Raw genomic sequence first — 14,461 nt, forward strand, 5'->3', positions numbered from 1 at the left:
GCCTGGACTTCAGTTAATCATCGAGATGCTTTCCCAGATTGATGAACTCGGAGCGGTCAAACCCTACAGATATGAAGAAGGACACCATGTCCACCGCATCCCATCTCAGTGCGGTATAAATCTCCCGCACTCCCTTCTGCTTGAAATATTTAAAGATGCTTTCCACAAGGGCCTTGCCGATCCCGCCACCCATGTGATTCGGGTGGGATTCAAGGGCAATGATCCATCCGCTCTTTTCCAGTCCAAAACTCGGTCCTTTAATTTCACCGATGATAAATCCCGTCACGCGGCCGTCTTTTATGGCCACGTAACCGACAACGTCCTGCTTCCGAAGATGGAGTTCAATACTCTGCATCCAGGAATCGGTAATATTGCCTTTCATGATAGCACGATGAATCTCTGTAATCTCAGGCGCATATGTTAAATCTATTTCTTTTATCTCTATATCATCTGCCATAATGCAACTCAATCGATCCGTATAATTTTTAAATGCTTTCCAATCCAATCCGGAGGCAGGTACACCCGGCCGCTGTTGCCGCTTTGCTTGACCTCCTTGGAAATCATTTCTTCTCCATAGACTTCAAATTTGACTTTTTCAAAGATGCTTTTGTCCGCCTGCTGATCCGCGCTTTTTGTTGAGGTCGCTTCCATTATTCTCTCATCTGATTTCTCAGAAGGCTTTCTGGACAATGGAGGCTTCGACAAAGAGCTCTTTTTTTCTGATTCCCTTGTTCCCATAATCCTTATTTCCTGACTTTTTTTCCTGCCATATTTTAAATTATTCTATGGTTTAGCTATGATGTAACTTTACTTTTGTCAAGAAATATCTTTCAAGAGGTCAATTCATCAGCTTTGTCCTGTCTTCCTCTCGCGTCCAGCCTTCAGGATGACCGCTTTCAAAATTCTTGAAGGCAGCCCCTATGAGTATAAAACCCTCTGAATATAGTTTTCTTATTCCAGAGGGTCTTATAGGCACTATCAGGCTGTTTCGCACGTGCAGAGCGTTTTCATCCCCATGCAGCGGCTTAGGTCATACCGTAACCACCGTCGACTCTCAGCAGCTGTCCCGTAATATACCTGGAATCGTCGCAGCCGAAGAAAACAAAGGCGGGAGCCACTTCTGAAGGTTCCGCATAGCGATTGAGGAGAATGCGCCTCATGTAAATTTCCTTCAATTTTTCATCAGTTGTGATTTTTTCGGTCATGTCCGTTGTCACGATGCCCAGAGAGATCACATTGGCCGTGACGTTGAATCTTGCAAGCTCTCTCGCGGCTGACATGGTGAAGGAAAGGATGCCGCCTTTAGCAGCCGCGTAGTTAATCTGGCCCGTCGTTCCCACCAGTCCCGCAACGGAAGTGACGTTGATGATCTTGCCGTAATTCTGCTCCATGAAATATTTTGCCGCCGCCTGCACACAGAGGAAGGGGCCTTTCATGTGGATGTTAACGACCGCATCCCACTGCTCCTCCGTCATCTTATGGAGCATTGCGGGCTTCGTCGCACCGGCGTTATTCACCAGGACATCAATTCTTCCAAAATTATCGACAGCGGCCTGGATGGTCTTTACCGCCTCGTCCTTGACTTCGACACGCCCCTGAACGGCCACGGCACGACGCCCCATCTTTTCAATCATAGCAACCACTTCATTGGCTGCGGCATGATTACCGGCGTAGTTTACGATAACATCGGCGCCCTCTTCCGCATAGGCAAGACAAATGGCTCTTCCCACACCTCTTCCGCCGCCGGTTACTACCGCTACCTTACCTTCTAGCTTTCCCATTTCTAAATCCCCCTGTTATTATTGTTGATGTTCGTTACTCGAAGTATTTTTTTCTGCTCTTGATCATCTAAAGAAGGTTACGATCGGTCCACAATGTTCAGACTTCAAAAAACTCATCCGGCTTTGACCATCTTTCAGAATGTTAAGAAAGGGCACGACTTTTTGAGGGCTGGAGATCTCCTTGCACCTCGGGAGCAAAATCATGAACTATTACAGTGTGCTGCAATAACAACTTGATCCTCTTTTGTCAAGTCAATTCTACGGGCTCAACGCTTCTCTTTCGCGGGCTTTTTCTGCAATTCAAATGGGAAATACCCTTCTTCCTCCCGTTCTATGGTCTGTTTCCGAAAGAGACTCCAAACAATAAAGGGGTTTAGAGTCCCACTCTAAATCCCCAGTATCAGAAGTGATATATTGGATTTATGGTGCCGAAGCCGGGACTTGAACCCGGACGAGCGTGGCTCACTACCCCCTCAAGATAGCGTGTCTACCAGATTCCACCACTTCGGCAATATTCCGGAATACGGATACGGCAAAAAACGGTCTTTTTCAAACTATCTCGATCAGGCCCATTTTCCTGCCGATCGATAAGCTACCCCACCCCTCATGAATTTGTCAATACGAAAAGAGTCTCCCGGCCATTTTTCTTGGTACGGCCCCCTACTTCGCCGGCTGTGACTGAGGCGTGGAGACAGGAGGCGCTGTGTTCTGCGCCGGTGCCGGCGCCGTGGCGGGTGCTGCCGGTGCGGCAGGTGCGGCCGGCCTTTCCGCTACAGGCCTGGAAGCCCCTTCCATCAGCGAGGAGCCTTTATGGATCGACGCATAGGAGAGGAAAAGCGACGTCAGCATGAAGACGACGGCTACGGCGGTCGTCATTTTTCCGAGAAAGGTCCCTGCCCCGCTGCTGCCGAAGACGGTCTGGCTGGAACCGCCGAATGCCGCCCCCATACTGGCGCCTTTTCCCGCCTGAAGAAGCACGACGATCACAAGGACAAAACAGGAGATGATATGCAATACATTAATCAGAATGTGCACAGTAATTCCGCCTCTTTTAATTTTATTGAGCCTCCTGCCGGAACCAAGAGGACATGCGTTCATAAACAGCGACGCAGTGCCGTATATCACCGATGTCAAAAGAATTCAATCCTTTTTCAGGAGGGCAGCCGTTATAATCCGCGATTCTTTTCTCCCGTTGAAGCCGGTGCTCTCCAGGAAAACCGAGATCTCATACCCGCCGATAACCGGATATTTCTTCATTTTCTTCTGTTGCGAGGGTTCCATTATGGATTATAACTATGGCTGCAGCACTGCGTTCCGTGCTTCCCGGGCCCTGTTCACGGGACGATGCGCAGCGAACCTATCCGGGCAAAAGGAGGCATCATGAACAATACCGACATAGCCGGGATCTTCGAACACATGGCGAATTTTCTGGAAATCAAGGGAGAAAACCCGTTCAAGATAAGGGCTTATCGACGAGCCGCCCAGGTCATAGAACATCTGCCCCGGGAACTCGCCGTCATGCTTGCGGCGGGAGAGGATTTGAAAAGCCTTCCGGGGATCGGCCAGGCGATTGCCGCCAAGGCGGAAGAGCTGGTCCGCACCGGACGCCTGGCCGCCTGGGAAACCCTGAGAGGCTCCCTTCCCGAAGGCCTCTCCGAACTCCTGGAAATACCGGGCATCGGTCCGAAAACCGCTTTTCGCCTGGCGTCAGAGCTTGGGATCTCCTCCGTGGACGAATTGGAGCGAGCCATTCGGCAGGGTAAGGTGGCCTCCCTCTTTCGGCTGGGCGACAGGACGGCGGACAATCTGCTGCACCAGATCGAGTCCTTGCGGCGCAAGGATCAGCGCATTCCCCTTGGGCGGGCCCTTCCCCTGGTCGAAGACGTTCTCTCCATGCTCCGCCCCCTGCCGGGAGTGAAGAATCTGGTCGCAGCGGGAAGCCTTCGCCGCTTCCGGGAAACCGTCGGCGACATCGACCTGATGGGAACGGCGGATTACCCGGAACAGGTCATCCGCTCCTTTGTGTCCCTGCCCGCCGTTCGAGACGTCCTCGGCCAGGGGCCCACCAAGGCCAGCGTCATTCTGGCCGACGGGCTTCAGGCCGATCTCCGGATGGTGGAGCATGAGGCCTTCGGATCGCTCCTGCAGTATTTTACGGGGAGCCGTCAGCACAACATCGCCCTGAGGGCCAGGAATCAAAAACGGGGCTTGAAACTCAGCGAATACGGAATTACCGATGCCTCCACGGGCAGGCTGGAAACGTTTGCAACGGAAGAGGACTTTTATGCGCGCCTGGGAATGCAGTACATCCCGCCGGAAATCCGTGAAGATTACGGGGAGATCGAACTTGCGGCAACCCATGCCCTTCCTGAACTGGTCGAACGCTCAGACATCAGGGGGGATCTCCACGTGCATACCCATTGGAGCGACGGAACGGCATCCCTTGAATCCATGGCCCAGGCGGCGAAGGAAGCGGGGTATGCCTATCTGGCCATTACGGATCATTCCGGCGGATTGGGCATTGCCGGGGGATTGCATGAAGATCGGCTGCTGAAACAGCAGCAGGCCATCCACGAACTCAACCAGCAGATCGAGGGAATCCGGCTGCTTACGGGGATTGAAGTCAATATCATGAGCGACGGACGGCTGGATCTGCCGGACGAGATCCTGTCCGGGCTGGATGTTGTCGTGGCATCGATCCACTCATCCCTGAACCAGAGCGAGGGGAAAATGACCCGGAGGATCCTGAAGGCCCTGGAGAATCCCCATGTGGACATCCTGGCTCACCCGACGGGCCGCCTCATCGGAAAGCGTGAGCCCATCGCAGTGGATCTGGAGGCGGTTTTTTCCGCCGCAGCTCAGTATCGCAAGGTCCTGGAGATCAATTCCATGCCCGACCGCCTGGATCTTAAGGACAACTTCATCTACCGGGCGCGGGAGCTGGGCGTCCTGCTGGCAATCAATACGGATGCGCACCGCCCGGAGCATTTCGAGCTGATCCGCTTCGGAATCGGCATGGCCCGGCGCGGCTGGTGCCGGCCCTCTTCCATCCTGAACACTCGATCGGTTGACGAGGTGCTTGCTCATTTCAGACAGGGGAACACCTCCCGGTAGCCTGCCGGACCATTTTGCGTTTCGGATGGAACACAGCCCTTATCCGTTCATGGAAAACGCGCGAGGAAGCCGAATGACGGCCTTTAAGCAGCAAAGCCGGCGGCGGCGCCCAGGCAGGAGATCATCGATGGCTGGTAACGGATATGCGGGGACAGAGATCACCAAGGAGGCAGGAGCTGCAGAGGGGAGAAACCGGACGGCAGACACGCTGGCCGAAGGAAACCAGCAGGGTGTTGTAGCGTGACCAGTAGCATCGCGGAAGGGTATCCTGGAGAGCGAATTCCGTCTGCTCCGGTGTTTTTGTCTTGACCAGACCGAGGCGGTTGGAGATCCGGTGCACATGTGTGTCGACGCAGATGGCCTCTTGTCCGTAGCCCAGCGAAAGAACGAGATTTGCGGTTTTTCGCCCCACCCCTTTCAACGAAAGCAAATCCTCCAGGGTGTCGGGCACCCGGGAGAAAAAGCGCTCCACAAGAGCCCGGCAGATTTCCGGAATCTGCCGGGCCTTGTTCCGGTAAAAGCCGACGGGATAGATGGCTTGGCGAATTTCCTCTTCACTCAGCTTCATCATCCCCTCAGGCGTTGAAGCCAGACGGAACAGCTTCTCGGTGGCCTTACCCGTGACCTCGTCCTTCGTCCTCAGACTGAGCACGGTAGAAATCAGGATCTTGAAAGGATCGTGCTGCCTTTCCGCCAGCTGGGTGACGATGGGAAAGTCAGCTCCCCCGGCACTGACTTCAAGCCTGTGAACCAGGAGGTCGATTTCTTTCCTGTCCATGAACCGGGCTCCGAATCCTGCGGACTAACTATACCCCTCCTCGTAGGCCAGCATGTCCAGATGAAGGGTGGCAATGTCTTCGACATCCAGATCGGCCTCCTGCTCCGTCACTCTCAGATCCACCATCTTGATGTACCGTTTGCAGACGTTACAAACATCTACCCGGTAGCGCTCATCCCCTTCAATCGTAAAATAGGCGAGGGCGTGCTGCTCTTCATTGCCGCAGAAGGGGCATTTCACCCGCCGGTAATGCCACTCAAAGCCGCACTGGTTGCAGAAAAGATAACGCCGTCCGTCGCCGGCCTTGATCTTGCCGATTTTCGGCTCTTTGCCGCAGATCGGGCAGTACCCTTCAGACCATTTAAGTTGGGAAATCCGGTCACCATAATGGCTGGCGATCTTTTCCAGTTCAGGTCTCAGGCTTTCTTCCAGGAACAGCTCCACAAGATCATAAAAATCATCATCTTTTTCTTCCGGAAAATCCCCTTCCGCAAGGGGGTCGAAGGTATGACGGATCATCCTCTCAAAATCCAGAGCCCCGCTGTGCAGCTGCTCGATCATTTCCTCTGTTTTTTCCGGAGAACGCTTTTTTGCAATATCCAGAAGCTTAAGAAAATAATCCCTGGGCAGGGAAAGATTAAATTCTCCCGAGATAAAATCAATCAGGGGCAATCCGCCCGCCACCTTCTGGGGGATCAGGTGCTCATCCACCTGAAAGATCATCCTGTCGGATGTTTTGTGATACTCTTCCCGCAGGATGAGAAGCTCCGCGAGAATATCCAGCAGTTCGCTGTAATACGGACTGTCGGATTTGTACTGCTCGATCGTTTTTAGGGCATTCAGCATGTTCGCCATGCAGTTTCAGGCCTCCTGTCCTTGGACTTGCGCCTTGGTTACAATTCAAGCGCCTGCTACGTATATAATCCTTCCTGCCAAAAGTGCAAGCAATTATTAATCCCCCGGAAAGGGAGATATACTGCTTGAAATGCAATCTGCCTTCGTCTATAAATTTCAGACAGTTCATGTTTGGATGGATCAAGATGCTCGGAACTTCGCTCTGCTTTGGTTCATCCGTTGAACATGGCGGCCGGGAAAGGGCCCAAGGAGAAGGCATGAAAGCACATACCCTCATTCCTGTGATTTCCATCGTCGGCAAATCCAATACGGGAAAAACGACCCTGATTGAGAAGCTGGTTCCGGAACTGGCCAGGCGGGGATACCGGGTGGCGACCATCAAGCATCATCTGCACGACTTCGATATCGACATCGAAGGAAAAGACAGCTGGCGGCACCGGCAGGCAGGCGCCCGGGCAACGGTCATTGCGACCCCCCGGAAGGCGGCCCTGATTGAAGACGTGGAGGAAGATTTCAGCATCGACGCCCTCCGGGAACGCTATATCCACGATGTAGACCTGATCCTGACGGAAGGGTTCAAAGGCAACCCCCATCAGAAAATCGAGATATACCGGGCTGCCCTCAAGCGGGAACTTCTCTGCGGCCCGCAGGACAATTTGCTTGCCCTGGCCAGCGACACACCGCTTGACATCGGGGTGCCCTGCCTGGATATCAACGACATTCAGGGCCTGGCGGATCTCATTGAAGCCTCGGTCTTGAAATGAAGAGAAACGGCTCTTTTTACGATTGCTGAATCATCTTTACTGTGGCCCATGGATATTTCGAATATTGACGTCCAGCGCATCCTGAAATGGGTGCTGATTGTCCTGATTACCGGTTTTATTGCCCAGTTTGGAAAATCCTTCGCCAAATATCTCCTGGAGAAAATCCGGGCGAGAAAAGCCCTGGAAGCGGAGAAGCTGACTTCGGCCGCCAGCGGCCAAGAGCCCCCGAAGCCGGCCCTGCCGCCGGAGCGCGTTTCCATGGCGCAGAAAGAGCCGGAAGTCGCAACGTTCGCGGATGCCGTTCCTCCATCGGAAACAGACGAGGCCAAGCTCCGGAAAAAAGCGCTCAAGGCACAGGTCAAAGAGCAAAAAAAGAAAAAGAAGGAGGACGTTTGAAGGATCCCCGTAGTGCGAAGTCCGGCAGAGGACACCCCGCTGTTCCATGGGCTGCGGCGGCACGGCCTTTCAGAAAGACGCCTTCTGCAAATACCCGTGATCCTCTTCCAGGTCGGCCTGTCCGGCAGCTTCATTGGCAAGGATATCGCAACGTTCGTTTTCTTTGATGTCCGCATGGCCCCGCACCCAGACAAAGGTGACCCGGTGAAGGGAACACAGATTCAGCAACCGCTCCCAGAGATCGGCGTTAAGCGCCTTTTCCCTTGAATTCCGCTTCCAGCCGTTTGCCCGCCAGCGTTTTGCCCACCCCTTGGTGATCCCATTCACCAGATATTGGGAATCCGAGTAAAGCGTCACCGAACAGGGAACCTTCAAGGCCTCCAGACCTCTGATTGCCGCGAGAATTTCCATGCGGTTGTTCGTGGTCAACCGGTAGCCCCCGGAAAGCTCCTTTCTGCGTTCCCCATAGAGAAGCACAACGCCATATCCGCCCGGCCCGGGATTTCCAAGACAGGCGCCGTCGGTATAAAGGATTACCTGCTTCTGGGAAGACGCCGCGCCGGACGACGTCGACCCCCCGCCACCGGTTCGGGGCGTCGCAGCCGTATCTTCAAGGTTTGTTCTTTCCCGACTTTTTTTCATCACGACCTTTCTTGTGCCTCAAAAGAAGAACGCATCATACAAGAGCGGGACGCAAGGTTGCAAGAAAAGAAAATCGGGAAAGCCCCGTTGCCGAAGTCCCTGAAGGGGCCTGTCCTTTTTCAGGGCGGTTTGCTTTCAGAATGTTCTTTACAAAATTACTGGTTTTAGTATCTCATTGGGATGATTGGATATGATGGCAGCTCGAACGAAGCAAAGAGGCCCGGCAGGAACGCGGATCGGGCAAAAACGGCGAAACGCCGAAAAGCCGGCCATAAAATCGGATTCATGGAACATTTCGAGGCATTGGAGGTTGCAACATGGAGGAAAAGAACTGGCTGCAACGCTTTAAGAAATCACGAAAGGACAAATGGATCGGCGGAGTCTGCGGAGGCCTGGGGGAGCATACGCCCATTCCGTCGTGGTGCTGGCGGTTCCTGTTTGCATTTCTGTTCTTCTTCTGCGGATTTGGATTCCTGTTGTATCTTCTCCTGTGGATTCTCGTCCCCAAAGGCGACAACTTTGGGGGCGAATCGGATGTCCCGCAACAATGGAATGACGAAAACCGGAGAAACGGCGCCGGAAGCTGAACGGCGCGATACAATCCCGAGGTAACATGCCATGAACACGCTCAAAGTCATCCTCCTGCTGGCCTCCCTGTCCGGGCTGCTCATGCTGGCCGGCTATTTTGTCGCGCGGGGAACGGGCGTGGTGATCGCCCTGGTCCTTTCCGCGCTCATGAACTTCGGCAGCTACTGGTATTCGGACAGCATCGTCCTTCGCATGTATTCCGCCCGCGAAGTACCTCGTGCGGAGGCCCCTGCCCTCCACAACTCAGTGGAAGCCCTGGCCGCGAAGGCCGGTCTTCCGAAGCCACGGATTTACGTGGTTTCCAACGATGTTCCCAACGCCTTTGCAACAGGAAGAAATGAAGATCATGCCGCCGTCGCAGTGACGTCCGGCATCCAGAAGATTCTCGACCGGGATGAACTTGAGGGCGTCCTCGCCCATGAACTTTCCCACATCAAGCATAAGGATATCCTGATCAGCACCATGGCCGCGACGGTGGCGAGCGCCGTCGTGCTTCTGTCCCGGTGGGCTGTTTTTTTCGGCAATGACGAGGGAGGGGGAATGATCCCCGCCATTGCCATGGCCGTGATCGCACCTGTTGCGGCAACGGTCATTCAGATGGCGATCTCCCGGTCCAGGGAATATGACGCCGACGCAGGCAGCGCGAGGATCACCGGCAAGCCGGAAGCCCTGGCCTCCGCCCTTCGGAAGCTGTCGGAAGCCTCGAGGGCCAACCCGATGAATGTGAACCCCTCCACGGCGCACATGTTCATCGTGAATCCGTTATCAGGAGATTTTCTTCGGACCCTCTTCAGCACCCATCCGCCGATCGAGAAAAGGATCGAGCGGCTGCTGGCGATGAAAGCGGCTCAGAAGGCATAGGGATTGATGAAAGAGCAAAGCATCCCTTGGAGGTAGGGATCGGCCCCATGCTTTTTTGGTCCCGTGGAGCCTCCCATGACCGCCGCCGGATTTGGACCTGCCCGCCGGGACCATCTTCAAATAATCGATGAAAAAACCGAACGGTCGGGAGGCCGGTGGATTCAGGGAGAACACCTCCTGTTGTGATCCGCCTTGAACTGTGATAGAAAAGCCACGCTGAAGCGGCCGGAACCCCGCAAAGGGTTCCGGGTTCCGGGTTCCGGAATGGCCTGAGGACGGTTACAGCGGCAATTCCCGACTGAAAGCACAGAAAGATCGCCAGAACTTCCGAAAAGGACCTCAATCTTTGAAAGAACGCCTGAAGCGGGATTACGCCCCGGTCAAGAACCTGAAAGCGGATGACCACATTCGCATCGTTCAGGATATATTTGCGACGGTTACGGGAAAGTACGATTTTCTCAACCACCTGCTCAGTTTCCGGCGCGATGTTGCCTGGCGGCGCTTTGCCGCCCGGAAGATGCATTTCCCCAGGACCCGTCGTTACCTGGACGTGGCCACCGGCACGGCGGATCTGGCCCTGGAGGTGGCGAGCCGCTATCCGGATGTTGAAGTAACCGGCGTTGATTTTGTCCTGGAAATGCTTGGAAAAGCAGTAATGAAAACCGCCCGTCGGAAGGAATGCCGGAACCGGGTATCCTTCGTCCAGGGTGACGCCCTGGCCCTTCCCTTTGCGGACAGGTCTTTTGACGTGGTGGGAATAGCCTTCGGGATCCGCAACATTCCAGACCGTCCGGGAGCGCTCCGGGAGTTTTCCCGGGTTCTCATTGAAGGCGGCCAGGTGGCCATACTGGAGATGCAGCTCCCGCAGCAGAAGGTTTTGCAGCTTTTGTGCAGCTTCTATCTCCGCCGGATCCTGCCCCGCATGGCCCGGTGTTTCACCCGAAACCCGGCGGCCTATCTTTATCTTGCCGATTCCATCATCCAGTTCCCAGCCCCGGAACGATTCGCGGGGATGATTCGCGACGCCGGCTTTTCCAATGTACGTCACTATCCTCTGACATTGGGCATCACACGGCTTTATGTCGGCACGAAGCCCGATTGCTCCTTGCCCCCCCGAAAAGCAACCCGGCCATTTTCCTGAAAAGAATTCGGACAGGGGCTCATTGTGACGGTCCGGTGAGCCGGCGGGAATGTGAATCTTTTCCTTCCGGCAGGAACACCGGGGATTTTTTTCTTGAAAAAAGAGGTAAAGAATGATCTGTTCTCCGGAAAGCAGCGATAGAGGCGCAGGCAGCGAAGGTTCGGGAAAACGGTTCAGGTAAAGGATGACATGTTGCCTCTCGAGCGGAAATATCTTGTCCATATCTCCTGATTCGACAGTGTGAGACGATCGTGCCGGCTATTTATTTCTTTGAGGTTGTCTGGAAGGTTGCCTGTTTTCGGAAAGGCGCATGGAAAACAGGCAAATGCACCCTGCGCAGTGCTGTGCGTGAATTCAGCGACTCTCTGCTCCTCTTCGGGCCCGATCTGGTGGAAGTGGAAAATCCCTATGTCCGCCCCGATCTGGGGGAGATCATAAGCTGGAGCGAGGAGAATGTGTTGTCCAGCCGATCTTCTTCCGGCTATTGCTCTCTTCCTTTGGAACCGAGGATCATGCTGGCAAGCCACGGGCGGCGAATCCAGGAAAGACAGACGCTCTACGAGCTCTGGGAGGATTCGGGCCTTCAGTCCCTTTCCGCAAATCTGTTTTTTATCGAGCCGCTGATTTTCTGCCACGCGTTCAAGACGCTGATCAATCATACACGGGAAGATTGTTTTTGCGGACCTCCGAACGACAGCAGGGAATACGATTATCTGACAGCCGAGGTGCATCTCTGCGTAAAGAAGAAATCGCCGAAGATTGAGACGGTTCTGAGCTCGGACGCCCGGATTGCCGGAAAAAGGGGGTTGACCTTCGGCATGGATCTTTACGGCAACCTACGCCATGCCGTCATAGCGCAGTCAGCGGCCCAATCGGCCGCACGTGTTCCAGGTGATGGGTCGCATCGAGAAAAACCGGTGCCAGGAGAACCTGTTCCGCCTGGAGGACTCGCCAAGGCGGAGCCTGGCAGAGACGCAGGTGTTGCCGTCAGGGCTCCTGCTGAATCCGGAAAGGACTGTTGCACCCTTTCCATGTCACCCGAAGAAGAGCCTCGGGTGAAAAGAGCGCCTCCCGCCCTGGCATCCGGTTTCCTGGCCCATATGACCTTTTATGATGAACCCTCCGGATTGCTTTGGATTTTCTGAAGAAAAAATAATTTTTTTTCAGCCGGTTCCCTCCAGAAATTGCTCCACCAGACATTCCACCCGGCGCATGAGCTGTTCGTAATCGGGTAGCCCCTTCCCACGTTCCAGAAAAAAGCGGAAAATGCGGGCCTCGACGGAAAAAATCTCCCGGAGAAGACGGGCTGTCTCTTCCTGCCGCCGTTCCACCCGGTTCCTGTCACCGTAGGCATCACCGCTGTGTTCATTCAAGCCAAAATCATCAATGAGCAGAATATCTTTCAATGCGTGCAGCCCAAGCCCGGACTTCAACGACTGCCAGAAGCACGGCGAGTCTTTGTGCGCCCCCAGATCCGCGGAATTGGCCACGATGAGCGCGGCGGGCGGCTCCGGGCCGAAGGCTTCCTTCGCGGAAACGGCGGGAATTTCCCAGTCCGCAAGATACCTCAGGATCGCCGGCGTGGCTTCCGCGTAATGATCCGTTGCAATGACCGTGCAGAGTCCCGGCTGATCCGCAAGCTTCCTGAGGAGGGGGCGCCACGGGTCCTCCATGCGGGATGCCGCGAGATAGGAATCCACGAAGGCCTGCGCAGCCCTCCCCAAATCGGGAACGAACCCTGATCCGGCGCTGGAAGACGCCCCCCCGGCATCATGAAGAAGGCACCTCAGAAGAATCTGTCGGTAGCCCACCGGGGTCGTACTGCCTTCCTCCCAGGTCGGATGGACGATCTTCTCCCAGAGCCGGGAAGGCGTGATGCCCAGGAAGGCGAGGCCGCTCTGGTCCAGCGCCGACTGGAGAGAATCCCCCCGGCCGAACAGAACGGCCTGAAGGCTCAGCGTCCCCGAATAGTCCAAAAGAATCAGCTTGTGCGGTTTCATGCGATTCTGACCCTGCTCAAAAAAGCTAAGAGCGCTCCCGCTGCGCTCCAGACAGATCCCCCTTTTCCTGCGCCTCAGCAATGTCACGGCAGAGATCCCTCGCGGCCCTGCAGGGATCCGATGCCGCACAGATTGCCGACACCACGGCGATCCGGTCGGCCCCGGCCAGGATGACCGCGCCGGCATTTTCGTGGGAAATTCCACCGATGGCAACGAGGAAATGGCGGGAAAACGACCGGATCCGCGTCAGGCCCTCCAAGCCCCAGGGTGCTTTGGTATCCATTTTGGTGGGTGTGGCAAAAACGGGACTGACGCCGAGATAATCGACGTCCAGGGATTGGGCCTGCACCACGTCTTCCCAGGATTCCACGGAGAGACCGATGATGGCCTTGGGCCCCAGCAGCCGGCGGGCCGTTTCATAGGGCATATCCTCCTGGCCTATATGGATTCCGTCCGCTTCAGAGGCCAGGACGACATCAAGGCGGTCGTTGATGATCAGGGGAACCCCGAGAGGGAAGAGGAGCGCTTTCAGGCGTCTGGCCTCCTCAACAAAGGGGCGGGTGGCCAGATCCTTTTCCCGGAGCTGGACCCAGGCCGCACCGCCTTGTACGGCCATTGAAACGACCTCTTCGACACTTCTTCGGCCGCACAGGCTGCGGTCCGTGACAAGGTACAATCCATCGGTTTTTCTCCGGGCGGAAAAAGGTCGATCCATCATCCGGCTCCTGGTGAGGTTCGCATTCGACGGACAAGGTCTTCCTCGGTCAGCTGATAAAGGATGTCCAGGAAGTGAAGCTGCAGGCTTCCCGGGCCGGGGGAGATTTCCGCAGCCATTTCGCCGGCAACGCCCATGATCGCCATGGCTTGCGCCGCAGCCAGGGCAAAGGACGGGTTCACGGCTGCAAAGGCGCCGCAGAGGGCGGAGGCCGTGCACCCAAGCCCCGTCACCCGGGCCATCAGGGGATGGCCGTTTTTGATCCCCAGAAGCACCTGCCTGCTCACAATGAAATCCGTCTCTCCGCTGATGCAGATCGTGCTCCCATAGCGTTCGCTCATCCTGCGGGCGGCCTCGACGGCGCGGCTTGAATGTTCCGTGGCGTCAACCCCTTTGGTCCGCCCCTTTTCAGCGGCCGCCAACGCCAGAATTTCAGAGGCATTGCCCCTGATGATCGTCGGGGCAACCGCATCCAGGAGCTTCCGGACGGTCCGGGTCCGATATGACGTGGCCCCTGCTCCGACCGGGTCCAGCACGATGGGAATCCGCCGCTCGGCGGCCTTCCGTGCCGCGCTGGTCATAGACTCGACCCAGGGCGGGCTGAGCGTTCCTATGTTGATCACCAGGGCCGACGCGGCGCTGACCATCTCTTCCACTTCCTCCCGGGCATGGGCCATGACGGGCGAGGCGCCCAGGGCCAACAGGGCGTTGGCCGTGCTGTTCATCACGACATAATTCGTGATATTGTGGATCAAAGGGGCCTGAGCGCGAATGGTCGAGACCGCTTCCCAGGTGTTTTCAGGGGTAATCGGCATGACTTCCCTTC

At 55.6% G+C, this 14,461-nt stretch carries 17 protein-coding genes and 1 tRNA gene; 7 read left to right on the top strand and 11 right to left on the bottom strand.

The features are described from left to right. Nucleotides 1–13 precede the first annotated feature (13 nt). From AB3175_RS06305 to secG, 5 genes are all read right to left on the bottom strand, one after another. On the bottom strand, nt 14–457 hold the full coding sequence (locus AB3175_RS06305; RefSeq protein ID WP_367360095.1) for a GNAT family N-acetyltransferase: 444 nt from the start codon (nt 455–457) through the stop codon (nt 14–16). Nucleotides 458–465: 8 nt separating this feature from the next. After that, on the bottom strand, nt 466–651 hold the full coding sequence (locus AB3175_RS06310) for a DUF2080 family transposase-associated protein (protein ID WP_367360096.1): 186 nt from the start codon (nt 649–651) through the stop codon (nt 466–468). A 374-nt stretch (nt 652–1,025) separates the two neighbouring features. Then, nucleotides 1,026–1,781 (bottom strand): SDR family NAD(P)-dependent oxidoreductase, encoded by a 756-nt coding sequence (locus tag AB3175_RS06315; protein ID WP_367360097.1) that lies wholly within the window; start codon nt 1,779–1,781, stop codon nt 1,026–1,028. Between the two features lie 423 nt (nt 1,782–2,204). After that, nucleotides 2,205–2,291 (bottom strand) — tRNA-Leu (locus AB3175_RS06320). Nucleotides 2,292–2,441: 150 nt separating this feature from the next. Continuing rightward, nucleotides 2,442–2,816 carry a preprotein translocase subunit SecG gene (gene secG, locus AB3175_RS06325; RefSeq protein WP_367360098.1) on the bottom strand — a complete coding sequence of 125 codons (375 nt, stop codon included), beginning with the start codon at nt 2,814–2,816 and terminating at the stop codon, nt 2,442–2,444. Nucleotides 2,817–3,161: 345 nt separating this feature from the next. On the opposite strand from secG, the gene polX reads away from it, so the two are divergent. Continuing rightward, on the top strand, nt 3,162–4,895 hold the full coding sequence (gene polX / locus AB3175_RS06330; RefSeq protein WP_367360099.1) for a DNA polymerase/3'-5' exonuclease PolX: 1,734 nt from the start codon (nt 3,162–3,164) through the stop codon (nt 4,893–4,895). 121 nt (nt 4,896–5,016) lie between these two features. Here polX and nth read toward each other — a convergent pair whose 3' ends face one another. Both nth and AB3175_RS06340 read right to left on the bottom strand, forming a co-directional pair. Continuing rightward, nucleotides 5,017–5,673 (bottom strand): endonuclease III, encoded by a 657-nt coding sequence (gene nth / locus AB3175_RS06335; RefSeq protein WP_367360100.1) that lies wholly within the window; start codon nt 5,671–5,673, stop codon nt 5,017–5,019. A 24-nt stretch (nt 5,674–5,697) separates the two neighbouring features. Next, complete coding sequence (locus AB3175_RS06340) at nt 5,698–6,528, bottom strand: formate dehydrogenase accessory protein FdhE (RefSeq protein ID WP_367360101.1); 831 nt, start codon at nt 6,526–6,528, stop codon at nt 5,698–5,700. A gap of 257 nt (nt 6,529–6,785) precedes the next feature. Between AB3175_RS06340 and mobB the strand changes: the two genes are divergently transcribed. Both mobB and AB3175_RS06350 read left to right on the top strand, forming a co-directional pair. After that, nucleotides 6,786–7,292 carry a molybdopterin-guanine dinucleotide biosynthesis protein B gene (gene mobB, locus AB3175_RS06345; protein WP_367360102.1) on the top strand — a complete coding sequence of 169 codons (507 nt, stop codon included), beginning with the start codon at nt 6,786–6,788 and terminating at the stop codon, nt 7,290–7,292. A gap of 48 nt (nt 7,293–7,340) precedes the next feature. Continuing rightward, on the top strand, nt 7,341–7,688 hold the full coding sequence (locus AB3175_RS06350) for a hypothetical protein (RefSeq protein ID WP_367360103.1): 348 nt from the start codon (nt 7,341–7,343) through the stop codon (nt 7,686–7,688). 69 nt (nt 7,689–7,757) lie between these two features. On the opposite strand, the gene rnhA is transcribed toward AB3175_RS06350, so the two are convergent. Then, entirely contained in the window at nt 7,758–8,333 is a 576-nt protein-coding gene (gene rnhA, locus AB3175_RS06355) for a ribonuclease HI (RefSeq protein WP_367360104.1), read from the bottom strand. A 314-nt stretch (nt 8,334–8,647) separates the two neighbouring features. Between rnhA and AB3175_RS06360 the strand changes: the two genes are divergently transcribed. The 4 genes from AB3175_RS06360 (at nt 8,648) to AB3175_RS06375 (ending at nt 12,065) form a co-directional block, all read left to right on the top strand. Further along, complete coding sequence (locus tag AB3175_RS06360; protein ID WP_367360105.1) at nt 8,648–8,917, top strand: PspC domain-containing protein; 270 nt, start codon at nt 8,648–8,650, stop codon at nt 8,915–8,917. Between the two features lie 31 nt (nt 8,918–8,948). Beyond that, nucleotides 8,949–9,779, top strand: coding sequence for a zinc metalloprotease HtpX (locus AB3175_RS06365; protein WP_367360106.1), 831 nt, complete (start codon nt 8,949–8,951; stop codon nt 9,777–9,779). A 346-nt stretch (nt 9,780–10,125) separates the two neighbouring features. Further along, a complete protein-coding gene (gene ubiE / locus AB3175_RS06370) occupies nt 10,126–10,920 on the top strand; it encodes a bifunctional demethylmenaquinone methyltransferase/2-methoxy-6-polyprenyl-1,4-benzoquinol methylase UbiE (protein ID WP_367360107.1) in 795 nt (264 codons plus the stop codon). A 251-nt stretch (nt 10,921–11,171) separates the two neighbouring features. Next, nucleotides 11,172–12,065, top strand: a complete 894-nt coding sequence (locus AB3175_RS06375; protein WP_367360108.1) for a hypothetical protein — start codon at nt 11,172–11,174, stop codon at nt 12,063–12,065. An 18-nt stretch (nt 12,066–12,083) separates the two neighbouring features. Here the strand turns inward: AB3175_RS06375 and AB3175_RS06380 are convergent, their stop codons facing one another. Genes AB3175_RS06380 through thiM form a run of 3 tightly spaced genes read right to left on the bottom strand, consistent with a single transcriptional unit; the run spans nt 12,084 to nt 14,450 of the window. Continuing rightward, entirely contained in the window at nt 12,084–12,920 is an 837-nt protein-coding gene (locus AB3175_RS06380) for a hypothetical protein (RefSeq protein ID WP_367360109.1), read from the bottom strand. A 25-nt stretch (nt 12,921–12,945) separates the two neighbouring features. After that, nucleotides 12,946–13,638: a thiamine phosphate synthase gene (gene thiE, locus AB3175_RS06385; protein WP_367360110.1), complete on the bottom strand. Its 693-nt coding sequence runs from the start codon at nt 13,636–13,638 to the stop codon at nt 12,946–12,948. Then, nucleotides 13,635–14,450, bottom strand: coding sequence for a hydroxyethylthiazole kinase (gene thiM, locus AB3175_RS06390; RefSeq protein WP_367360111.1), 816 nt, complete (start codon nt 14,448–14,450; stop codon nt 13,635–13,637). Before thiM ends, thiE begins: the two co-directional genes overlap by 4 nt. Nucleotides 14,451–14,461 lie beyond the last annotated feature (11 nt).

Origin of the sequence: Syntrophus sp. (in: bacteria) (genome assembly GCF_040768185.1) — a bacterium.
Classification (GTDB): domain Bacteria; phylum Desulfobacterota; class Syntrophia; order Syntrophales; family Syntrophaceae; genus Syntrophus; species Syntrophus buswellii.